Annotated in this window: 21 protein-coding genes and 1 pseudogene; 9 read left to right on the top strand and 13 right to left on the bottom strand. The window is 60.3% G+C overall.

Features of this window, described 5'->3' with window-relative positions; translation table 11 throughout:
* Positions 1–264: 264 nt before the first annotated feature.
* Positions 265–864: an FMN-dependent NADH-azoreductase gene (locus ACQKP2_RS14275; RefSeq protein ID WP_427577289.1), complete on the bottom strand. Its 600-nt coding sequence runs from the start codon at positions 862–864 to the stop codon at positions 265–267.
* Positions 865–1081: 217 nt separating this feature from the next.
* On the bottom strand, positions 1082–1396 hold the full coding sequence (locus tag ACQKP2_RS14270) for a 3-phosphoglycerate kinase (RefSeq protein WP_427577288.1): 315 nt from the start codon (positions 1394–1396) through the stop codon (positions 1082–1084).
* A 49-nt stretch (positions 1397–1445) separates the two neighbouring features.
* Between ACQKP2_RS14270 and ACQKP2_RS14265 the strand changes: the two genes are divergently transcribed.
* The 4 genes from ACQKP2_RS14265 (at position 1446) to ACQKP2_RS14250 (ending at position 5678) form a co-directional block, all read left to right on the top strand.
* Positions 1446–2369: a LysR family transcriptional regulator gene (locus ACQKP2_RS14265; RefSeq protein ID WP_427577286.1), complete on the top strand. Its 924-nt coding sequence runs from the start codon at positions 1446–1448 to the stop codon at positions 2367–2369.
* 14 nt (positions 2370–2383) lie between these two features.
* Complete coding sequence (locus ACQKP2_RS14260) at positions 2384–3187, top strand: alpha/beta fold hydrolase (RefSeq protein WP_427577284.1); 804 nt, start codon at positions 2384–2386, stop codon at positions 3185–3187.
* 3 nt (positions 3188–3190) lie between these two features.
* Entirely contained in the window at positions 3191–3751 is a 561-nt protein-coding gene (locus ACQKP2_RS14255) for a peptidylprolyl isomerase (protein ID WP_427577282.1), read from the top strand.
* 94 nt (positions 3752–3845) lie between these two features.
* A complete protein-coding gene (locus tag ACQKP2_RS14250) occupies positions 3846–5678 on the top strand; it encodes an ABC transporter ATP-binding protein (RefSeq protein WP_427577281.1) in 1833 nt (610 codons plus the stop codon).
* Between the two features lie 123 nt (positions 5679–5801).
* On the opposite strand, the gene ACQKP2_RS14245 is transcribed toward ACQKP2_RS14250, so the two are convergent.
* Positions 5802–6926, bottom strand: coding sequence for a GNAT family N-acetyltransferase (locus ACQKP2_RS14245; protein ID WP_427577280.1), 1125 nt, complete (start codon positions 6924–6926; stop codon positions 5802–5804).
* A gap of 283 nt (positions 6927–7209) precedes the next feature.
* Here ACQKP2_RS14245 and ACQKP2_RS14240 point away from each other — a divergent pair, with 283 nt between their 5' ends.
* Positions 7210–8541, top strand: a complete 1332-nt coding sequence (locus ACQKP2_RS14240) for a putative porin (RefSeq protein WP_427577278.1) — start codon at positions 7210–7212, stop codon at positions 8539–8541.
* Positions 8542–8728: 187 nt separating this feature from the next.
* Here ACQKP2_RS14240 and ACQKP2_RS14235 read toward each other — a convergent pair whose 3' ends face one another.
* The 10 genes from ACQKP2_RS14235 to ACQKP2_RS14190 form a co-directional block, all read right to left on the bottom strand.
* The gene (locus ACQKP2_RS14235) at positions 8729–9781 is read right to left on the bottom strand and encodes an AI-2E family transporter (protein ID WP_427577277.1); all 1053 of its coding nucleotides are present in this window, start codon (positions 9779–9781) and stop codon (positions 8729–8731) included.
* Between the two features lie 70 nt (positions 9782–9851).
* Entirely contained in the window at positions 9852–10658 is an 807-nt protein-coding gene (locus ACQKP2_RS14230; RefSeq protein WP_427577276.1) for a DUF4892 domain-containing protein, read from the bottom strand.
* A gap of 8 nt (positions 10659–10666) precedes the next feature.
* Complete coding sequence (locus ACQKP2_RS14225) at positions 10667–11326, bottom strand: glutathione S-transferase family protein (protein ID WP_427577274.1); 660 nt, start codon at positions 11324–11326, stop codon at positions 10667–10669.
* Between the two features lie 50 nt (positions 11327–11376).
* Entirely contained in the window at positions 11377–12228 is an 852-nt protein-coding gene (locus tag ACQKP2_RS14220; protein WP_427577272.1) for an alpha/beta hydrolase, read from the bottom strand.
* Complete coding sequence (locus ACQKP2_RS14215; RefSeq protein WP_427577270.1) at positions 12225–13028, bottom strand: alpha/beta fold hydrolase; 804 nt, start codon at positions 13026–13028, stop codon at positions 12225–12227. Before ACQKP2_RS14215 ends, ACQKP2_RS14220 begins: the two co-directional genes overlap by 4 nt.
* A gap of 112 nt (positions 13029–13140) precedes the next feature.
* Complete coding sequence (locus ACQKP2_RS14210) at positions 13141–13584, bottom strand: hotdog fold thioesterase (RefSeq protein ID WP_427577268.1); 444 nt, start codon at positions 13582–13584, stop codon at positions 13141–13143.
* A gap of 32 nt (positions 13585–13616) precedes the next feature.
* Complete coding sequence (locus tag ACQKP2_RS14205; RefSeq protein WP_427577267.1) at positions 13617–15284, bottom strand: AMP-binding protein; 1668 nt, start codon at positions 15282–15284, stop codon at positions 13617–13619.
* A gap of 234 nt (positions 15285–15518) precedes the next feature.
* Complete coding sequence (sixA, locus tag ACQKP2_RS14200) at positions 15519–15974, bottom strand: phosphohistidine phosphatase SixA (RefSeq protein WP_427577266.1); 456 nt, start codon at positions 15972–15974, stop codon at positions 15519–15521.
* Positions 15971–16318, bottom strand: a complete 348-nt coding sequence (locus ACQKP2_RS14195; protein WP_427577265.1) for a DUF4389 domain-containing protein — start codon at positions 16316–16318, stop codon at positions 15971–15973. Before ACQKP2_RS14195 ends, sixA begins: the two co-directional genes overlap by 4 nt.
* A gap of 30 nt (positions 16319–16348) precedes the next feature.
* Positions 16349–17374, bottom strand: coding sequence for an NAD(P)H-dependent glycerol-3-phosphate dehydrogenase (locus ACQKP2_RS14190; protein WP_427577264.1), 1026 nt, complete (start codon positions 17372–17374; stop codon positions 16349–16351).
* Between the two features lie 195 nt (positions 17375–17569).
* Here ACQKP2_RS14190 and ACQKP2_RS14185 point away from each other — a divergent pair, with 195 nt between their 5' ends.
* The 4 genes and pseudogenes from ACQKP2_RS14185 to ACQKP2_RS14170 all read left to right on the top strand — a co-directional run.
* Complete coding sequence (locus tag ACQKP2_RS14185) at positions 17570–19693, top strand: TonB-dependent receptor plug domain-containing protein (protein ID WP_427577263.1); 2124 nt, start codon at positions 17570–17572, stop codon at positions 19691–19693.
* Positions 19694–20626, top strand: coding sequence for an ABC transporter substrate-binding protein (locus ACQKP2_RS14180; protein WP_427577262.1), 933 nt, complete (start codon positions 19694–19696; stop codon positions 20624–20626).
* Complete coding sequence (locus ACQKP2_RS14175) at positions 20623–22521, top strand: ATP-binding protein (RefSeq protein ID WP_427577261.1); 1899 nt, start codon at positions 20623–20625, stop codon at positions 22519–22521. The genes ACQKP2_RS14180 and ACQKP2_RS14175 overlap by 4 nt, the downstream gene beginning before the upstream one ends.
* Before the next feature lie 121 nt (positions 22522–22642).
* Positions 22643–22735 (top strand): annotated as a pseudogene (locus ACQKP2_RS14170) (hypothetical protein); the annotation flags it as partial.

Raw genomic sequence — 22735 nt, 5'->3', positions numbered from 1 at the left:
CTGTGGGAGCGAGCCTGCTCGCGAAGGGGCCTTGCAGTCGATACTGATTTGACTGGCACACCGCTTTCGCGAGCAGGCTCGCTCCCACAGGGTTTCCAGGTGATTAGCTGATTGCAGGCAAAAAAAAGCCCGATCTCGCTAAAGCGTTCGATCGGGCTACAGCACTCAGGAGCAACAAGTGCAAAGGGAGGTTCGATGCGCGTGCAGGCTTGAAGGGTTGCGCCAGGTCACTTGAACATCCAGCGATTATCTGGCGATTAACCCTCAGGCCACCTGCGAAAGCCTGGCGTTCGCCTGGTTCAGGCCCTTCTCCTGGAAGTCGCCCCCCAGGTTCATGCCTTCGGCGTGAATGAACGTCACGTCGTGGATACCGATGAAGCCCATGACCTGACGCAGGTACGGTTCCTGATGGTCCGCGCTGCTGCCGGCATAGATCCCGCCACGGGCGGTCAGCACATAGGCGCGTTTGCCGCTGAGCAGCCCCTGCGGGCCGGTTTCGGTGTACTTGAAAGTCACACCGGCACGCAGGACATGGTCGAGCCAGGCCTTGAGGGTGCTGGGGATAGCGAAGTTGTACATCGGCGCGGCCATCACCAGTACGTCGGCGGCCAGCAGTTCATCGGTCAACTGGTTGGAGCGCTCCAGAGAAAGCTGTTCGATGTCGCTGCGCTGATCGGCAGGCTTCATCCAGCCGCCCAACAGATTGATGTCCAGGTGTGGCACCGGATTGACGGCCAGGTCACGAACGGTGATCTGGTCGTTGGGGTGTGCGGCCTTCCATTGATTGATGAAAGTCTGGGTCAGTTGGCGGGAAACCGAGTCTTGCTGACGGGCACTGCTTTCGATGATCAGAACGCGGGACATGGGATGTAGCCTCCATCTGAGAATGCTGTAAGTCGATGGAGTGAAGGTTAAACAGAGTCATATCGATGAAAAAGCGCAAATAACTGCTATAACCCATCAAGAAATTCGTTTATAAGCAGGGCTTGCTCTTGTGGGAGCGAGCCTGCTCGCGAAGCGTCGTGTCAATCGATATCACTGTTACTGACCCACCGCCTCGCGAGCATGCTCGCTCCTACAGTTATTTTGCGGTGCAGCTCAGGTTGATGCGCAGCTTGATAATGCTGCGGCTGAACTTGGCGGTGACCGTTTTGTGTTTACCAGCGGGCACGTCGACTCTGCGGGTGCGTGGCGCCTCCGGGCCATTGCTGAAAACAGCCTTGCAGGACGCATCGACGTCACCGTAGTTGTTCACCTGAATGGAGCCGATGTCGTTATCCGTATCGTAGGTGTTGTAGTCGATCTTCAAGCCGTTGAGGTCTTTCTCTACGTCGATCGGGTAAGCAAACGCCGTCAGCGGCAATATCGCCAGCACCACACAACAGATTTTTTTCATTCAGCAGACTCCAATTGGGGCTGCCAGCTTAGGACAAGAGGAGCTCATCATGAAAGCGCCCCGCGTGACGCTTGATCAGTGGCGAACGCTTCAGGCCGTGGTCGACCACGGTGGTTTCGCCCAGGCCGCCGAAGCGCTGCACCGCTCGCAATCGTCAGTCAGTTACACCGTGGCACGCATGCAGGATCAACTCGGCGTGCCGCTGCTGCGCATCGACGGGCGCAAGGCGGTGCTGACCGAAGCCGGCGGCGTGCTGCTGCGCCGTTCCCGGCAATTGGTAAAACAGGCCAGCCAGCTGGAAGACCTGGCCCACCATATGGAACAGGGCTGGGAAGCCGAAGTGCGCCTGGTGGTCGACGCCGCCTATCCCAGCGCCCGTCTTGTCCGCGCCCTGACGGCGTTCATGCCGCAAAGCCGTGGCTGCCGGGTACGCTTGCGCGAGGAAGTGTTGTCGGGTGTGGAAGAAGTGTTGCTCGAAGGCGTGGCAGACCTGGCCATCAGCGGTTTCAGCATTCCCGGTTATCTGGGCGCGGAATTGAGCGATGTCGAATTTGTCGCGGTCGCGCACCCCGAACACTCCTTGCATCGTCTGAATCGGGAACTGAGTTTCCAGGACCTGGAAAGCCAGTTGCAGGTGGTTATCCGCGACTCCGGCCGCCAGCAACCACGGGACGTCGGCTGGCTCGGCGCCGAACAACGCTGGACCGTCGGCAGCCTGGCCACCGCCGCCACCTTCGTCGGCAGCGGCTTGGGCTTCGCCTGGCTGCCAAGGCACATGATCGAACGGGAACTGCGGGAAGGCACGCTCAAGCTGCTACCTTTGGACCAGGGTGGCAGCCGTAACCCCAGCTTCTACCTGTACTCGAACAAGGACAAACCCCTGGGCCCGGCGACGCAGATCCTCGTCGAGCTGCTGCGCACGTTCGATACCGCGCCGCTGGACGCACCTTTCGCCGCCCCTGAACAAGCCTGACACGGAGTGTATCCATGGCCTATTTCGAACACGAAGGTTGCAACCTGCACTATGAGGAATATGGCCACGGCACGCCGTTGCTGCTGGTCCACGGCCTGGGTTCCAGCACCCTGGACTGGGAAAAACAGATCCCGGTGCTGGCCACCCGCTACCGGGTGATCGTCCCCGACGTGCGCGGCCACGGTCGCTCCGACAAACCTCGAGAACGCTACAGCATCGCCGGTTTCAGTGCCGATCTGGTTGCGCTGATGGAGCATTTGAAGCTGGGCCAGGCACATTATGTGGGCTTGTCCATGGGCGGCATGATCGGCTTTCAATTGGGCGTGGATCAGCCGCAAATGCTCAAGAGCCTGTGCATCGTCAATAGTGCGCCAGAGGTCAAACTGCGCAGCCGCGACGACTACTGGCAGTGGTTCAAACGCTGGAGCCTGATGCGCATGCTCAGCCTTCGCACCATCGGCAAGGCACTGGGCGGCAAACTGTTTCCCAAACCCGAGCAAGCGGATTTGCGACAAAAAATGGCCGAGCGCTGGGCAAAAAACGACAAACATGCTTATCTCGCCAGCTTCGACGCCATTGTCGGTTGGGGCGTCCAGGAACGACTGTCGAAGGTGTCCTGTCCAACCCTCATCGTCAGCGCCGACCGTGACTACACGCCGGTCGCACTGAAGGAAAACTACGTAAAACTGCTGCCCAATGCGCGGCTGAGCGTGATCGCCGACTCCCGACATGCCACCCCGCTGGACCAGCCTGAACACTTCAACCAGACACTGCTAGAGTTTCTCGACGCAGTCGACACCACCACTCAGGATCACTGACCCATGCTGAAAAAAATTGCCCTCGCCGCTGGCTCCGTACTGTTTGCCGCCAACCTGATGGCCGCTACCGATGCCGCCAAGGCACCGCATGTCCTGCTGGAAACCACCAACGGCCAGATCGAAATCGAACTGGACCCGGTCAAGGCCCCGATCAGTACCAAGAACTTCCTGGAGTACGTGGACAGCGGCTTCTACAACAACACGATTTTTCACCGCGTAATTCCGGGCTTCATGATCCAGGGCGGCGGGTTCACGCAGACCATGCAGCAAAAGGACACCAAGGCGCCGATCAAGAACGAATCGAAAAACGGCCTGCATAACGTTCGCGGCACCTTGTCCATGGCTCGCACGTCGGTACCGGATTCGGCCACCAGTCAGTTCTTCATCAACGTCAAGGACAACGATTTCCTGGATCAGGGTGACGGCTACGCAGTGTTCGGAAAAGTGGTCAAAGGCATGGACGTGGTCGACATCATCGTCAATTCGCCAACTACTGTCCGTAGTGGCATGAAGGACGTACCGGCCGACCCGGTGTTCATCAAGTCGGCCAAGCGCATCGACTGAGACTAAGCTGGACAAGGATGTCCGAGCGTTTGCCGGCTGTGTCCGGCAACGCTCAATAAATTAAAGGGAGTGCCCGTTCGCGGGTGGAAAACCGATGCTTTATCGCCGTTTCGAAAAACTGATCGACATCTTCCGCGACGCCCCGACCGCCGCTCCGCCGGACCGCGTCCTGCCCTTCTATACCTATTACCTCAAGCAGGTCTGGCCAAGCTTCGCCGCCCTGCTGATCGTCGGCCTGTTCGCCGCCTTGATCGAAGTGGCGTTGTTCAGCTACCTGAGCCGCATCATCGATCTGGCCCAAGGCACGCCAAATGTCGATTTCTTCAAGGAACATGGCCTGGAACTGACCTGGATGGTCGTGGTGGCGCTGATCCTGCGCCCGGTGTTCGTCGGCCTGCACGACCTGCTGGTGCACCAGACCCTGAGCCCCAGCATGACCAGCCTGATCCGCTGGCAGAACCACAGTTACGTGCTCAAGCAGAGCCTGAACTTTTTCCAGAACGACTTCGCCGGGCGCATCGCCCAACGCATCATGCAAACCGGCAACTCCCTGCGCGACTCCGCCGTGCAGGCGGTGGACGCACTATGGCATGTGCTGATCTACGCCATCAGTTCACTGGTGTTGTTCGCCGAAGCCGACTGGCGCCTGATGATCCCCCTGTTGACCTGGATCGTGGCCTTCATCAGCGCCCTTTACTACTTCGTGCCACGGGTCAAGGACCGTTCGGTGGTCGCCTCCGATGCCCGCTCCAAACTCATGGGGCGAATCGTCGATGGCTATACCAACATCACCACCCTCAAACTCTTTGCGCACACCCACTTCGAGCAGCAATACGCCCGCGAAGCCATCAAGGAATCAAACGAAAAAGCCCAGCTGGCCGGACGTGTCGTCACCAGCATGGATGTGGTCATCACCAGCATGAACGGCTTGCTGATCGTCTGCACCACCGGGCTGGCCCTCTGGCTGTGGACCCAGTCGCTGATCACCGTTGGCGCAATCGCCCTGGCCACCGGGCTGGTGATCCGCATCGTCAACATGTCCGGCTGGATCATGTGGGTGGTCACCGGTATTTTCGAAAACATCGGCATGGTCCAAGACGGTTTGCAGAGCATCTCGCAACCGGTCAGCGTGACCGACCGCGACCAGGCCAAACCCTTGACCGTGGCCCGTGGCGAGGTGCGCTTCGAGAACGTGGACTTCCATTACGGCAAGCAGAGCGGGATCATCGGCGGCCTCAGCCTGACCATCAAACCCGGCGAAAAAATCGGCCTGATCGGCCCTTCCGGTGCCGGCAAGTCGACGCTGGTGAATCTGCTGCTGCGTCTTTACGACGTGGAAGGCGGCAAGATCCTCATCGATGGACAGAACATCGCCGACGTCAGCCAGGAAAGCCTGCGCGAACGCATTGGCATGATCACCCAGGACACCTCTCTGCTGCATCGTTCGATCCGCGACAATCTGCTGTACGGCAAACCCGACGCCAGCGATACCGAACTCTGGGAAGCGGTGCACAAGGCGCGGGCCGATGGCTTCATTCCCGCGCTGTCGGACGCCGAAGGCCGCACCGGTTTCGATGCCCATGTCGGTGAGCGCGGAGTGAAGCTATCCGGCGGCCAGCGCCAGCGGATCGCCATTGCCCGCGTCCTGCTCAAGGACGCGCCGATCCTGATCATGGACGAAGCCACCTCGGCCCTGGACTCGGAGGTCGAAGCGGCCATCCAGGAAAGCCTGGAAACACTGATGCAGGGCAAGACGGTGATCGCCATCGCCCACCGTCTCTCGACCATTGCGCGGATGGACCGCCTGGTGGTGCTGGAGAACGGCAAGATCGCCGAAACCGGCAGCCATGCCGAATTGCTCGCCCTGGGTGGCTTGTATGCGCGGCTGTGGCAGCACCAGACCGGCGGCTTTGTCGGGATCGACTGACCCCCTGCCCTGTTGTAGGAGCGAGCATGCTCGCGATGAATGCCGGAACACCGCGGAGTATCAGGCAACCAACGTTATCGTTGACGACCATCGCGAGCTTGCTCGCTCCTACAGGGATAGCGTTCAGGTTTGGCGATATGGCAATGCCGTCCTCGCCTCTTCGGCGTAAGCCAACACCCCCGCACGCTCCTGGCTCAGGAAATCTTTGACCGCAGCCTTCAGCCCCGGGTGGCGCAAGTAATGCCAGGAATGAGTGATCACCGGCTCGAAACCGCGAATCAACTTGTGCTCACCCTGGGCGCCGGCATCGAAGCGCTGGAAGCCGTTGGCAATCGCGTAATCCATGCCCTGATAGAAGCAGGTTTCAAAGTGCAGGCGATCGAACTCCGCCAGGCAGCCCCAGTAACGCCCGTAGAAACTGTCCCCCCCGACCAGACTGAAGGCCATCGCCACCGGCCGTGATCCCTGCCTGGCCAATACCACGCGAATCGATTGCGGCATGCGCTCGGCCAGCAGACTGAAAAACTCGCGCGTCAGGTAAGGCCTTTGCCGACGCACGGCGTAGGTGTTGGCGTAGCAGGCGTAGACAAAATCCCACTGCGCCTGGGTCAGTTGCCGACCTTCGAGCCATTCGAATTCAAAACCCTGCCCCGCGACTTGTTCGCGTTCCTTGCGCATCTGTTTGCGCTTGCGCGAACTCAGGGCATCGAGGAAGTCCTGGAAATCCCGATAACCGCGGTTTTGCCAGTGATACTGACAGCCGATACGTTGCAGCCAACCCGGTTGTTCGGCCAGGGCTGCGTCGGTAAATGCATCGGTGAAATTGATGTGGGCACTGGAGAGTTGTTCGATTTCCAGATAACCCGGCAGGCTTTTCAGCAGCTCATAGCCATCTTCGACGTTGACGGCCAGCAGGCGCGGGCCACTGACCGGACTGAAGGGAACGGCAGCGAGAAACTTGGGGTAATAGTCGATACCGGCACGTTCGCAGGCATCGGCCCAGGCATGATCGAACACGTACTCGCCGTAGGAATGCCATTTGCGATAACCGGGCAATGCAGCGATCAGCCGATCACCTTCGACATGCAGCAAATGCTCGGCTTGCCAGCCGGAATGGGGGCCAACGCTGCCACTGTCCTCCAGCGCGCTGAGGAACGCATGGCACAGAAACGGCTGGGTCTCGGGTACCAGCGCATCCCAGGTCTTCGGTGCGATTTCGGACAGGCTTTGCAGACGTTGCAACGGCATCACTCTTCTCACTGATTCATGGCGCGAAAGCCCTGCGAGTATCGCTTATCGCGGTACGCCGCACACCCGGAATTCGACGACAACGCTCTAGCTCAATAGTTCAGGGCGATGTTGCATCGTCACCGACTTGCCATCACTTAGCCACCGATCTGTCATAAACCATCGCGATACTTGCGCCTGTTTTTAGAGCGCCGGGTTATTACCCGGTCACTGTTTTCCGTCCATCAATGGTCGGTTGTGCCCTGGATGGCTCAGTCATCCACTCTCATCTTCGGAGATTGATATGCGTCTTGCTTCCACGAAAACTGCGGCGGCCCTGTGTGGTGGGCTGCTGCTGGCCATGAGTGTACCGGCCAGCGCCGCAGTCGACGCCAAACTGCTCGACATGCTCAAGGCTAACGGCTCCATCACCAATGCCCAGTACACCGAACTGCAAGCCGAGCTGGCCAGGGATCAAAAAGACCAGCAAATCGCCCGTCAGGCTCAGCAAGAGACCAACGAACAGATCGCTGCCACCGCGAAAAAAACCAACGAGCTGAGCACCTTCGACCAGAAACTGGCGTGGGCCGCCAAGACCCAGTTCAAGGGTGATGTGCGTTTCCGTCAGGAAACCGTGCAGAACGATGGCGTGCCAAACAACAAAGACCAGAATCGCCAGCGCATTCGTGCCCGTCTGGGTGCCTACAGCGAAATCAACCCGCAAGTCGACACCGGTATTCGTGTCGCCACCGGCAGCAACGACGACCCGCGCTCGACCAACCAGGACCTGAACAACTACTTCGACAAGAAGCAGATCTGGCTGGACCAGGGTTACATCGACTACCACCCGGACGCGATCAAGAACCTGCACCTGGTGGGCGGCAAGATGCCACAACAATGGGTGAGCATGGGCGACATCATCTGGGATAGCGACATCAACCCGGAAGGCCTGGCCGTCACCTACAAGTACCCGCTGAGCGGCAGCACCGAGCTGTTCGGTAGCGCCGGTCACTACACCCTCAAGGACAACGTCGACGGCGAAGGCGTGCAGTTCAAGCACGACCTGCGTCTGTACGCCGGCCAGTTGGGTGCACGTTTCGCCATCACCGACAGCATGAAAATGACGTTGGGCGGCAGTATCTACTCGTACGACAACGACAGCAGCAGTGCCTGCCCTACCTCCGGCACCGTTACCACGCCATGCGCCCTGGCCATCAACGGCAACAGCCCAGGCGAAACCTTCAAACTGTACGAAGGCTTTGGTCAACTGGACTTCAGCAACCTGCCGGTTCCGCTGTCGCTCTACGGTCAGTACGTCAACAACACCGACGCCAGCAACAACCAGGACACTGGCTGGTTGGCCGGTGTGAAGTCCAAGATCTACGGCTTCAACCTGGACTACAACTACCGCGACGTACAGCGTAACGCTGTGGTGGGTGCCTTTACCGACTCCGACTTCGCCAACGGTTTCACCGGTTCGCGCGGCAGCAAGCTGAAAGTCAGCTACGACATCGACAAGAACTTCGCCCTGGGCGCGACCTACTTCATGGCGACCTCGGATCAGACCAACGCCAGCATCAACAAGAAGGACTCGGACATCAACACCCTGCAACTGGATGCCGAAGCCAAGTTCTAAAAAAGCAATTGAAAGCAGCGACAAGCCTCAAGCTGCAAGCTAAAAGCTCACGCGCATCGTGCGCCGCTTGTAGCCGGGTGCTTGAAGTTGCTTTCACCAAGCCTTGCGTTGGTTTGACGGTCCCCATCATCCGTCCGCCAAACCAACGCGAGTCTTTCTTCCTGTACGCCCCTTCATGCCTTCCAGATCAACGCCGGTCTTCGACCCGCGCCTGACTCTTGCTCCAGTCGGTCAGCAAGCTGTAAGCCACCGCCAGTAACGTCGGGCCGATGAACAGGCCGATGAAGCCGAACGCAATCAACCCGCCGAACACCCCCAGCAGCACGATTACCAACGGCAAGTTCCCGCCGCGACTGATCAGATAGGGCTTGAGGACGTTGTCCACGCCACTGATGATGAAGGTGCCCCATATGCCGAGGAACACCGCCATCCCGTATTCGCCCTTCCACGCCAGCCAGGCCGTGGCAGGAATCCACGCCAGCGGCGGTCCCATGGGAATCAGGCTGAGCATGAAGGTCACGATGCCAAGCACCAACGCCCCCGGCACACCGGCAATCAGAAACCCGATCAGCGCCAGAATGGCCTGGGCGGCAGCCGTGCCGATCACGCCGTTCACCACCCGTTGCACCGTACCGGCCACCAGCTCGATGTAGTACCCGGCGCGATGACCGATCAGGCGCTCCAGCAAACCATGGACGAACGCCGCCAGCCGTGGGCCGTCACGATAGAAAAAGAACACGAAGACAATGCTCAGGGTCAGTTCGAGAATGCCGCCGCCGATCTGTGCGCTGCGTAGCAGCAACCAGTTTCCCACCTGACCGATATAGGGCTTGAGCGACACCATCATTGCGGCGCCCTGCTCATCGACACTATTCCAGATAGTGGTCAAACGCCCACCTATCAGTGGAATGCTGCCCAGCCATGCCGGCGCTTCCGGGAGGCCCTCGACCTGCACGTCCTTGATGAACGCCGTGGCGTCACGCACATGATCGGCCAGGTTGAACCCCAACCACACCAGCGGTGCGGCCACCAGCAGCATCCAGCCCACGGTCAATATCGCTGCCGCCAGGGATTCGCGACCGTTGAGCCAGCGGGTTAACAGGCGCATCAGCGGCCAACTGGCAAACGCCAGCACCGCGCCCCAGAACAAGGCCGACCAGAACGGCGCCATCACCCACAAGCTCGCGCCAAACAACACCACGAGCAGGATCTGCACCAGTAGTCGATCGTTATTGATCATTAAAGGTCTCGAAAAAAACAAGTCAGCAAAAGAATAGGCGAACGCGCCACGCGCGCTCGCCCGATCAGGCTTATCGCAGCAACTCGATGTGCAGGCCGGGGCCTTCGAGCTTGCCGGTTTCCATCCGCGCCGCACGCACCCCCTGGTCGATCAGGGCCTGACGCCAGGCCTCTGCCTTGGGCCCGGAAAGACTGACACGCAACGTCGTGTCCAGGTTCAGGCCACGGGAAATCAGGCGCAGCCAATTTTCATCAGGCGCATCGGTCAGCCTGGGGAAGTCGAGTTCGTTGGTGCTTTTGAGTTCGCGCAACAAGGTTGCGGAAGTCGGGAGCAACTCCCCCAGCGGCGCGACCGCCTCGAACTGCTCGACATGCAAATAGGCTTTGCGGTTGCCGCGCGTGATGCTGTAAAGCGCAACCAGGGTGTTGTCCTTCGGTGCCGCCAGACGCAACAGCAGATACGCCTGCTCGTTATCGGCGCCGTAAAGCTTGGCATTGCCGAAGACCTCGTTGGCCCACAGGCTGCTTTCACCGCAATCACGGGCCTGGCACCAGAACAACAACTGGGCATCCTGCTTCTGCAAGGCTTCGCGTGCCTCAGTGAAGGCTTGTGTCGCCGTGTGCTCCGGTGGCAGTTCATAGGTCACCGACGTGGCATTGCCACGGGCACTGACCTGGCCATCGAAACGCAACTGGCCACTGATCTTGCGGATCGAACCGAGCGGGTAGATCCGTTCGACTTCGACCGCAGGGCGGTAATCGACGATCTGCGCATCGACCATGCGAGGCACGATCGGCAGGTCCTGACTGCCGGGCACATCGGCGGCGAACAACAGGGGACTGAAACTGCACAGCGCCAGCAAACCGGAAAATCGCATCGATAGACTCATCGGATCAGCATGGCCTGGGCGCCCTTGACGACACTGGCATCATCGGTGCGTTCCGGGATTTTCAGACCACGTTGCACGGCCGGCCGTGCCTCCATGGTCGCCATCCAGCGTTGCAACGCCGTCAAGCCATCGACCGATACGCCGGACCATTCGTAGCCGCGCACCCAGGGGAATGTCGCGATGTCGGCAATGCTGTAGTCGCCGGCAAGAAACTCGACGGTTTGCAGACGTGTATCGAGCACTTCATAGAGGCGACGGGTTTCATGTTGATAGCGGTCGATGGCGCCCTGGAGCTTTTCCGGAAAATAACGGAAAAACACGTTGGCCTGCCCCTGCATCGGGCCGATGCCCCCCATCTGGAACATCAGCCACTGCAACGCCACCGAACGCCCCTTGGGGTCGGCAGGCAGCAATTTGCCGGTCATTTCAGCGAGGTAAATCAGAATGGCACCGGATTCGAACACGGCGAAATCGCCGTTGGCGCGGTCGACAATGGCCGGGATCCGGCCATTGGGATTGATCTTGAGGAAGTCCTCGGACTTCTGCTCCTTTTTATCGAAACTCAGGGCGTGCACCGTATAAGGCAGGCCGAGTTCCTCGAGCACGATAGAGACCTTGTGGCCATTGGGGGTCGCAGCGGTGTAGAGATCTATCATGGTTGTCTCCCATTTCAACCCGCCCAGCCTCGACAGTTGCCCGGTGCAAGTCAAGGAACGGCGAAGAACCGATTGAAACAGTCTGCTACAAGCTCGGCACCGGACTCGTCGTTCAGGTGCAAATGATGGCCGCCTGGCAGCTGTTCACGGCTAAAGGGTAGACGCTCCAGCAACTCTGTATGTTTGGCGAGCATGCCGTCGGCAGCCACCACCAGTTTTGCAGGGCAACTGACGCGCAGGACGAAGGCCATCGCCTGTTCGGTCGTCATTCGCAGTGGCGATGGCAGTGTAAGGCGACTGTCCGTGCGCCACGTGTAACCGCCCGGCACCGGCATCAAGCCGCGTTGGGCCAGCAGTTGGGCGGCCTCGCGACTCACCGCGACCAAACCTTTCATGCGCGCTTCGATGGCCCGGTCGAGGGTGTTGTAGACCGGTTTGCGTTTTTCCCGCAGGTCCAGTTGCGCCTGCAGGGCCATGCCCATGCGTTCAGCGGCATTTTCACCCTTGTCGGTCGGTGGAATGACGCCGTCGATCAACGCCAGGTGAGTGACACGCTCCGGCAGCGAACCGGCGATGATCAAGGACGCGATGGCCCCCATCGAATGCCCGATCAGCGCAAAACGCTTCAGCCCGAGTTGCTCTGCAACCTGCAGCACATCGTGGGCGTAGTCCCACATGGCGTAGCCGGCACCGGTCGGCCGATGCCCGGAATGACCGTGACCGGCCATGTCCAGGGCAATGATGCGCAAGCCTTTGAGCTTCGGCGCCAGTCGCGCAAAGCTGTTGGCGTTGTCGAGCCAGCCATGCAAGGCAATCACCGGCAAACCGTCTTCGGGACCGAACAGGTGAGCCGCCAGTTCGATATGCGGCAGACTCAGGCGGACTTCTTCGACGCCGCTCATGCGCAAGCCTGCTGGCGGTCGTCCCAGCGGCTGAACAGGCTTTTGAGCAACGCGGCCGTATCCTGGGGACGTTCCAGAGGAAACATGTGACCACCGGGCATGGTCAGGGCTTCACCCTGGGCCATGCGTCCGACTGAACTGGTGTGATGGCGCATCACCACCCGGCTGTCCTGCCCGCGAACCACCGCCAGCGGCACCTTCAACTGCCCCGTACGACCAGGGCTGGTGTGGGGCACGCCACGGTAGATGCTGATTTCCGTCGCCGGATCGAAGCGCAATCGCAGCTTGTCGCCGACCTTGTGCAAACCGTGCTGCAGATAGGCGTCGAAGCACTCCGGATCGAAACCGCGAAACAGGGTTTTACCGGCGAAGTAGCGACGGGCGCTGTCGAGATCGGAGAATTCTTCGCGGCGCCCCAATGTGCGACCCGCGGGGGTCAGCCGGTCGATGAAACCAAAGCGCTTGGCCGCGCGGATCACCCATTGATCGGTCCGGGTCAGTACCGGCGAATCGAGCATCACTACGCCGCGATACAACTCGGGACAACGCAATGCGGCATGCAAGTGCAGGACGCCGCCGAAGGAATGACCCACGCCCCATACCGGTTGCGCCTGCTGCCTGAGGTGATGGATCAACTCATCGACCAGGTTGTACCAGTTGTCATCCGCCGGAAAGCGCGGGTCATGGGCGTGTTGCTCCAGATGCGCCACCTGGTACTCGGGCGCCAGGGCCGCGAACAACTTGCCATAGGTGCCCGAAGGAAACCCGTTGGCATGGGCGAAAAATATCTGCTGCGACATACCGGCCAATCCATTCACGAAAACAGAGCCCGATTGTCCGCAAGCGCGCGTTCGGCAGCAATGACCGTAACTGACAGGAATGATGACAGTACGGTCAAAGCCATAGGTCCGATCAACGCGCCGGCGGGTTCTCGCCCAATGGCACCACGGCCATGGTCAGGCGCGACACGCAACTGGCCTTGCCCTCATCGCTGGTCAAACGAATGTCCCAGACATGGGTCGTGCGGCCGATGTGAATCGGCTTGGCCACTGCGGTGACACGGCCACTGCGCAGTCCGCGCAGGTGGTTGGCATTGATTTCCAGCCCCACGCAATAGAACTTGCTGGCGTCGATGCACAGGTAACTGGCCATGGAACCGACGGTTTCGGCCAGCACCACCGACGCACCGCCATGCAGCAAGCCGTAGGGTTGATGGGTGCGCTGATCGATCACCATGCTCGCGGTCAGGGACTCTTCGTCAAAGGCTTCGAAGCGGATATCCAGCACTTCGGCAATGGTGTTTTTCCCGGTTGCGTTCAACTGTTCGATGTTGGGAGTGGTGCGCCACAGGCTCATCGCAGATTTTCCTTGTTGGTTTCATGGGTAGTTCAATCCTGCCACAGCACCGCTTCGCTACGCTCGCTCCATTCTTCGAAGCGGGCGCCGTAAGCCGCTTCGATCACATTGCGCTTGATCTTGAGCGTGGGCGTGAGAAAGCCGTTTTCCACCGCCCAACTGTCCTTGACCACCACCAGTCGCCGCAATCGTTCGTGCTTGTCGAGGCTGGTGTTGACTTCATCCAGCAGTTTTTCAAGGCTCGAATGCAAGCCTGCGCGGGACGTTCCTTGCGCATCCTGCCGGCCTGTCGCCGACAGGACGCACAAGCCCAGCGGCGCACTCAGGCCATCACCGACCACACACACCTGCTCGATGCGCGCATGCACCGCCAGGCGATTTTCGATGGGCGCCGGCGCCACGTACTTGCCCTTGCTGGTCTTGAAGATTTCTTTCAGTCGCCCGGTCAACCGCAGGTTGCCTTCGGCATCTTCTTCACCTTTGTCGCCCGTGCGCAAAAAGCCATCCGCGGTGAGGGTGTCGGCGGTTTTCTGTGGCTCCTTGAAGTAGCCGAGCATGGTCGCACGGCTACGCACCAGCACCTCGCCCGATTCGTCGATACGCACCTCGACTTCCGGACAAGGCTTGCCAATCCAGCCGGGTCTGTTTTGCCCCGGCAGGCAAATGTGCGAGTAGCCGCAGCTTTCCGTCATGCCGTAGACCTCAAGCACATCCAGTCCAAGCTTGCGATACCACAGCAGCAGGCTCAGCGGCACGGGCGCGGCACCAGACAGTGCCACGCGCAAGGCATCCAGTCCCAGCCCGGCCAGGACCTTGCGCCCGACCCGTTTGCCGATCACCGGCAGGCCAAGCAGGAAATCGAGGCGTTTGGCCGGGATCTTGCCGTACACCCCCATCTGGAACCTGGTCCAGATGCGCGGCACGCCAAACAATGCCGTGGGCCGCGCCCGTCGTAGGTCAATGAGAAAAGTTTCGAGGCTTTCGGCGAAAAAAACTGTTTGTCCGGTATAAATCGATGCCAATTCGACGAACATCCGCTCGGCAACGTGGCACAACGGCAGGTAGGACAGCAGTCGGTCCGACTCATTGAGGCCGAATAACTGCGTACCGCGTGTGGCGGCGAATCCGAGGGTGCCGAAGCTGTGCATCACCCCTTTGGGCATGCCGGTGGTGCCGGAGGTGTAGATGATGGTTGCCAATTGTCCGGCGCCTGGCCTGGGGTCGTCCTGGATGGGTGAACTGCGTTGCAGATCGTCCCAACTGAAGGCGAAATCGCCCGGTGGATGCAGCGGCAGGCTGACCGTCACCAGGCCTGGGTCTATCCCGCGAGACATTCCGGGCCAGTCGTCGAGCTTGCCGATAAAGGCCAGGGCTGCTTCCGAATGATCCAGCACCTGCGCCACGGACTCGGCGGTCAGGTTGGGGTAAAGCGGCACCGAGACATGCCCGGCCATCCAGATCGCCAGGTCGGCAATGATCCAGTGCGCGCAGTTTTTCGAAATCAGGGCGATGTGACTGCCCTGGGGCAATTCCCGCGCCCGCAGCCAGTGGGCCGCACAACGGGCCTGATGACCGACATCGGCCCAGGTCAGTGTTTCGACCTGGCCGCCACCGATGGGCTGGACCAAAAACCGCTGGCGGGGATGACGGGCCTCACGCTCGTAGAAAACGTCCAGCGGCAAACGAATATCGGCAGACATGCGACTCGCTCCTGTATTTTTTTCTGGAGCAAGCGCAGCCAACCAAGCAAGTGCTTGGTTGATTTTTTTATGCAATCTGTCCCGTGGGAGCCGTGCTTGCCGGCGAAGAACGATAACGCGGTGTGACAGATACACCGCAGCGTCTGGTTCGCGGGCAAGCCTCGCTCCTACAGGCGAACAACGATAACGCGGTGTGACAGGTACACCGCTCGCTCCTACAAAAGCAGCAGGCCGTTACGGGTGCTTGATGCTGTCGAGTTTCATCGAGCCGATCAGCAGCTCCTCGCCCTTGAGCTCGGCAAGCCCGGCGGTGCTGACTTTTTCCGGTGGGTGTCCGGCGCCATGTTGCAGGTAGCTGAGCAGGCTCCCCACCAACGGGTTATGACTGACCAGCAGGACGTTGCTTACCGATACCAGTTGCTCGGCCACCTTGTCCGGGTCGGTTTCCGGAGTCAGCCACTCGACCGTACGGATTTCCGGTTCGAATCCCAGTGCATCTCGCACCAGTTTTGCCGTTTGCTGCGCGCGCAGGTACGGGCTGGAGTAGATCGCGGTGAGTGGCTGCCCGATCAGATTGGCAGCGCTGCGAAGTACTTCTTCACGACCTTGGTCAGTCAGCTCCCGCTCCGAATCATGGGGGCGGGAACCGTGTGGAACGGCTTCACCATGACGCAATACCCAGAGTTTCATAGCTTGGGTTCCTCATCTCGGGCCGGATGCGGTGCAGGTGCCACGGCATGCGGCGCTTCACCTTCCGGCGTACGCGGCGCCGGCCAGTCGGCGAACGGCCAGGGTTTCTGGTCGCTGTGAAAACTGCCAAAGCGGCCGATCTGCGCCAGGAACTGGCTCAGACTGTCACCGAAATTCATCAGGCTGGCGCTGGGAGCGCCATAGATCAAACGATAGATCAACTGCACCAGCACGACCGCGCCTAAGATGAACTGCGCCACTTGCCAGACCAGCACAAAGACCACCATCCACAGCACCCGCAATACAATCGACTCGTATTTGGCTTCTATTTTTTGATCGCTCATGTCTCGCTCCGTTCCTGTCGGGTGGTGGACTCAGTTGAAACCGCTGGTGGAAATGAAGTCGACGTCGGTTTTCGGTTCACCCCGCATCAATAACCCGATCACCTGTTCCAGCGTGCGCCCTTCGAACAGAATCGCATGCAACCCGGCGACCAGCGGCATATAGACACCCACTTCCTGAGCCTTGGCCTTGAGTACTTTGAGGGTGTTCACGCCTTCAGCCACTTCGCCCAGGCGATTGACCGCCTCTTCCAGGCTCAGCCCCTGGCCGAGGGCGAAGCCGACCTGGTAGTTGCGACTTTTCGGCGACGAGCACGTGACGATCAGGTCGCCCACGCCCGCCAGGCCGAGAAAGGTCATCGGATTGGCGCCCTGGTTCACCGCGAAGCGGGTCATTTCCGCCAGGGCCCGGGTGATCAGCATGCTCTTGGTGTTTTCGCCCATGTCCATGGCCACCGCCATGCCGGCGATGATCGCATAGACGTTTTTCAAGGCCCCGCCCAACTCCACGCCAAAGCGGTCGGCGCTGGCATACACACGGAAAGTACGGCCATGCAACGCCGCCTGAACCTGCTGGCACAGCGCTTCGTCTTCACTGGCGACCACGGTGGCGGTCAGCGCATGTTCGGCGATTTCGCGGGCCAGGTTCGGCCCGGACAGCACGCCGATACGCGCTTGCGGGGCAATTTCTTCGAGGATCTGGCTCATCAGCTTGAAGGTGTGGGCTTCGATGCCCTTGGTCAGGCTCACCAGCAGTTTGCCGCGCAGCCGTTCGGCGTGCGGGGCCAGCACCGAGCGCAGCGCGCCGGACGGCAATGCAACGAAATTCAGGTCGCAGGCCTCGAGAGTCGCTTGCAGGTCGGTGACCGGCGTCACGCCGGGCAGGATCTTGATGCCTTTAAGGTAACGCGGGTTCTCGCGATTGATCCGAATGGCCTCGGCCTGTTCGGGATCACGCATCCACTGCAGGACCTGATGCCCGTTTTCGGCCAGCAGGTTAGCCACGGCGGTCCCAAAACTTCCGCCTCCCAGAACCGCAATCGGGCGCTGTTCAGTCATATGCAATCCGTTAATCCATTCCAGTGGCGATGTCGGCATTATACGGAGCGCCCCACCGGCGGCCAGCCCCCGCGTCAATTCCTCGCGCGGGTGGAATCAAAGGCAATAAAACCAAGGAAAATGCGGGCATCGTGACTGGAAAAGTCATTCGTCTCGGTTAACATGCGCGCCACTAATGGTTAACAAGGATGTGTTGTGTCCCTGGGTGCGCCTTCTCCCCGTTCGCCACTGGTACTGATGCTGGCCATCAGTTCGCCAGCGATGGCCGACGATTTTTTCCTCGACAACGACCCGCTGCCGCAAGTTCTCACGGCCACGCGCCTGAAGCAGTCGCCCGCCGAGGTACCGGGGAGCATGACGGTGATCGACAATGCCCTGATCACTGCCAGTGGCGCCCGGGACATCGGCGAAGTGCTGCGGCTGGTGCCGGGCATGATGGTCGGCAACATCAGCGGCAACCAGGCGGTCGTCAACTATCACGGCACCAACGCCAGCCAGGCGCGGCGCATGCAGGTACTGATCGACGGCCGCTCGGTCTACCGGGCAGGCCTGGCAACGGTTGACTGGAGCGATATTCCGGTGGCCATGGAAGACATCGAGCGCATCGAGGTTTTCCGGGGGCCGAACACCGTCAGCTATGGCGCCAACGCGTTGATGGCGGTGGTCAATATCCTCACGCGCAAACCGGCCGACAGCCAGGGTACGCGCATGAAAATCACCCGCGGCCAGCGCGGCATCGACGATTTCTATGCCAGCCAGGGCGTTGGTTGGGATGATGGCGACTTGCGCCTGTCGCTGTCCGGTCAGCAGGACGATGGTTTCGACAGTGACCGTCTTGGTGCCGACTACCGCGACAGCCGCCGCCTGAATCGCATCAATCTGGCCGTCAGCCAGACGCTCGACGAACGCCAGAGCATCGATTGGCAGTTAAATGCCAAGGAAGGCAGCAACCAGCGCCCCTACACCTACAGCCCGGTGTTTTCCGGCATCACCCGTGCCGGCGACAATTCCGACGTCATTGCCAAGGACTACGCCGGTTCGCTGCGCTGGAACCTCGATATCGACCCCGAGCACAGCCTGTACATTCAGGGCTCGGCCCAGCATTGGGATCGCCAGCAAACCTGGCGCGCCTGTGATGCCGAGGTGTCGTTCAGCCCACAACTGACGGAACTCTGGCAACTCGACCCGAACTACACCGAACGCCTGGCACGCAACATCGAGCGTTACCTGGTTCCCGGGGCACCCGCTGGTGATCCGGCCCGGCAGGCGTTGGCCAATCAGGTCCTCGACCAATGGCGTAACGGCGCCCGACAGACCGTTTGCGGCGACATTGATCAAAGCACCCGCGAGTCGCGCTACGACCTGGAACTGCAGGACACCCTCAGCCTGTCCGATAGCCTGCGACTGGTCAGCGGCCTGAACTATCGATACGACCGGGCGGATTCGCAGACCTACTTCAATGGCACCCTGGATGACACCACGTGGCGGGCGTTCGGCCATCTGGAGTGGCGTGCCAGCGAACACTGGCTGCTGCAGGGCGGTGCCATGTTCGAAGACACACAATTGATCGGCAGTTCACTGACCCCGCGACTGGCCGTCAATTACCTGATCACCCCCAGCCAGGGTTTGCGTGCGGTGTATTCCGAAGCCATTCGCTCTCCCGACATGTTCGAGAACAACGTCAACTGGAGTTACAGGGTCACCAGCCTTCAGCCCGGTGCCTATGGCCAATCCAATGCCCGTTATTTCGTCAAGACCCGCGGCCCCGGCAATCTCGACCAGGAACACATGCGCTCCCGGGAGCTGGGCTATAACGGCTACTTCGCGCAGTGGGGGGTGGCGGTCGATGTGAAGCTGTTCTACGACGAAATCACCGGCATGATCAGCGAGCCGCTGCGCAATAATCAGTTCATCGCCAGTAACGCCAACACGGCACGCTTTTCAGGCAGCGAAGCCCAGCTGGACTGGAGAATCGACAATGCCGACCGACTGCGCCTGACCTATGCCTACGTCGACGCCGATGCCAGCAACCGGCAGGATGCACTCCAGACCGCGCGCAACAGTGGCTCGGCCGGCTGGCTGCGGGACTGGGGTCATGGCTGGACCAGTGCTCTGTTCTACTATGGGGATGACGCCCTCAATGGCTACCGCTTCGAACGGGTCGACTCGCGCATCGCCAAACGCATTGGCCTGGGCAAGGCCAGCCTGGAACTGGCCGGTGTGCTCCAGCAACGCCTCGACGATCAGCCCACCACCTTCGTGGACAACAACTACGATGAGCGCCGGGTGATGTACTTCAGCGCGGAGCTGGCGTTTTAGATGATTCACTGTCTGCCGTGCATGACACCGGGCATCGGTCGCCTGTTGGCATTGCTGTGCCTGGTCGTCGGCGCCTGGCTGGGCAGCCTGCCGGCCCATGCGGCGGACATTCTGTTGACCGCGGCCGAAGACGGCCCCGGCGTGCAATCCTTCGTTCAGGCCTTGCGCGAGTTGCGCCCCCGCGATCAGGTGCGTTTCCAGTCGCTGGCGGAGTTGCCGACACCCGACAGACTGGCAAAAGATACCCGACTGATTGTGCTCGACTTGCCAAGTCTCGACTGGCGCCTGCAAGCCCCCCAGGGTCCGCAGACGCTGGTACTGCGTATCAGTCGCCTGCAAGCACGCCAACACCTGGGCGACAACCTGCCGCCGCATCTGAGCCTGCTGTGGAGCGACCCGCCACTGGAACGCCAGTTACGCCTGACCCGAATCCTGCTGCCCCAGATCAAACGGGTCGGCGTGCTGTACGACGGTCACAGCGAATTTCTGCTCAACGAGCTGCGCCATGCCGCTCACCCGTTAGGGCTGGAGGTGGTTTCCCAGCGCTGGGAAAACATCCACGACAGTCGCCCCTTGCAAGCCTTGCTCAATAACAGTGATGTACTGCTGGGGTTCGATGACCCGGGTCTGTACAACCCGAAAACCGCAAAAAACCTGTTGCTGAGCAGTTATTCGCGACAACTGGCGCTGATCGGCCCCAACGCCGGTTTCGTCAGGGCCGGCAGCCTGGCCAGCACCTACAGCGATCAAAGCGATTGGCTGGCCATTCTCGACGAGTTGCTCGACCAGTCGCCGGCCACCTGGCCACGCACCTATTACCCGAGCCGCTTCAAAGTCTCAAGCAACCCGCAGGTGGCTCGTTCTTTAGGTATCGAGCAAATAAACGACGCATCTGTCGCAACGCTGTTGGCTGAAGGAGAACGCCGCCCATGACCTTCCGTCGCCGTTGGGACATCAATACCCGGACCCAGCTCATCAGCCTCGGCCCTGCCCTGTTGCTGACGTTATTGTTGATCAGTTTCTTTACCTTCGTGCGGATTCAGGATCTGCGCCAGGAACTCAACCACACCGGCCAGCTCATCGCCAACCAACTGGCCCCGGCCACCGAATACGGGGTCATTTCCGGCAACAATGAAGTGCTGGAAAGCCTGCTCAAGGCCACGCTGGCCACCACCAATGTACGTTTCCTGGAAGTCCAGGACAGCGCCAACCGGATACTGGTGTACGTCGAACAACCGTCGGCCAGCCATAACCATCCACCTCAAGTCGAGGTGTTTCAGGCACCGGTGCGGCTGCAACGAGTCCCGCTGCACAATGAGTTTTTCCAGAACAATAAAACCCCTGGCAACGCCACCGAGGATTACCTGGGACGAGTGATCGTCGGTCTGTCCAGCGATGCGTTCAATCAGCGCCAGCAGGAGATCCTGCTCAAGGCCGCGATCCTCGCGCTGTTCGCCCTGCTGTTTACCTTCGTACTCGCCAGACGCCTGGCGGGCAGCCTGTCACAGCCGATTCGCGACATCGGCAATGCCGTCAAGGCGATCCAGGACGGCAACTACAAAACGCCCCTGCCCATCGTCGACGACACCGAACTGGGCGCCCTGTCGCAACACATCAACAACCTTGCCAGCGGTCTCGAACAAGCCAGCCGCGAACAGCAGCAGGCCATGGCGCAGTTGATCCAGACTCGCGAAGAAGCGGAAAAGGCCAACAACGCAAAATCCGACTTCCTTGCCATGATGAGTCACGAACTGCGCACGCCCATGAACGGCGTGCTGGGCATGTTGCAGTTGCTGGAAACCACCGAAATGACCGAGGAACAGGTCGAATACGCAGCGCTGGCATCGGAGTCCACCGAGCACTTGCTCAAGGTGATCAACGATATTCTCGATTTCTCGCGCATCGAGCGCTCGGAACTGGAGCTGGAACATATTGCCTTCAACCTCGCCGACCTGATCGGCAGCTGCGCCCAGTCCTTCCAGCACAGCGCCGCACAACGCAAGCTCGACCTTCAATTGCTGATACCCCAGGACATGCGCCGGTTGCAGGTACTGGGCGATCCGACGCGTATCCGGCAGATTCTGGTCAACCTGATCGGCAATGCGCTGAAGTTCACTGAACAGGGCCGTGTGTCCATCGAAGCACAGTGGCAATCGCTGGATCACGAGCTGCTGTGGTTTACCTGTTCCGTGCGCGATAGCGGGATAGGTATCGCAGCCGACAGCCTGGAGTTGATGTTCAACGCGTTTCAGCAGGCCGACAGTTCCATTTCAAGGCGCTACGGCGGCACGGGGCTGGGCCTGCCCATTGCCCGCACCCTCGCCGAGCGCATGGGCGGCACCCTGCGCGCCCAGAGCGAAGAAGGTCGTGGTTCGGTGTTCACACTGGAAATCCCGCTGGCCCTGCATCAGCAGCCCGCGCCCGTGCCCGTGCCGCGGATAGCCGCGGGCAATGGCGACGGCGAAGGCCGCAAGGTGTTGCTGGTCGAAGACAATCCGGTCAATCAGACAGTCATCGAAGCCATGTTGCGCAGCCTGGGTTTTACCGTCAGCCTGGCCGCCGATGGCGCACAGGCGGTGCGCAGTGCCGAGAGCCTGATTTTCGAAGCGGTCCTGATGGACTGCCGGTTACCGATCATTGACGGCTACGAAGCGACCCGGCAGATCCGCCAACTGCCCGGCTGCACCGACCTGCCGATCATCGCCCTGACCGCCAATGCCCTGCAGGGCGACCGCGAAGCCTGCTTGTCGGCGGGTATGAACGATTATCTGGCCAAGCCTTTCAAACGTACCGATCTGCAACAAATTCTGCAGCGATGGGTGCAGTAATACAGGCCTTTCGAGCATCTGCGACTGGCGTGAAAGGCGAAAGTGCGGCAGTCTTAGGCACCCGTACAAGCCCGAAAAGGGGCTTGAATAAAAATTTCAGTGCACAAGTGTACATTCATATCGTACTGCCCTGAACGTGGCGTTGTATCAGGAACGCGTGGCTGAGCTTCAGGCTCAGCAGGAAGAGGGCGTTCTCGATGCGGCGCAAATGGAC

The sequence above is a fragment of the Pseudomonas sp. NPDC089569 genome (assembly GCF_050280625.1).
Classification (GTDB): domain Bacteria; phylum Pseudomonadota; class Gammaproteobacteria; order Pseudomonadales; family Pseudomonadaceae; genus Aquipseudomonas.
Note: the sequence above shows the minus strand (reverse complement) of the source record. Positions and strands in the feature narration are given on the sequence as shown.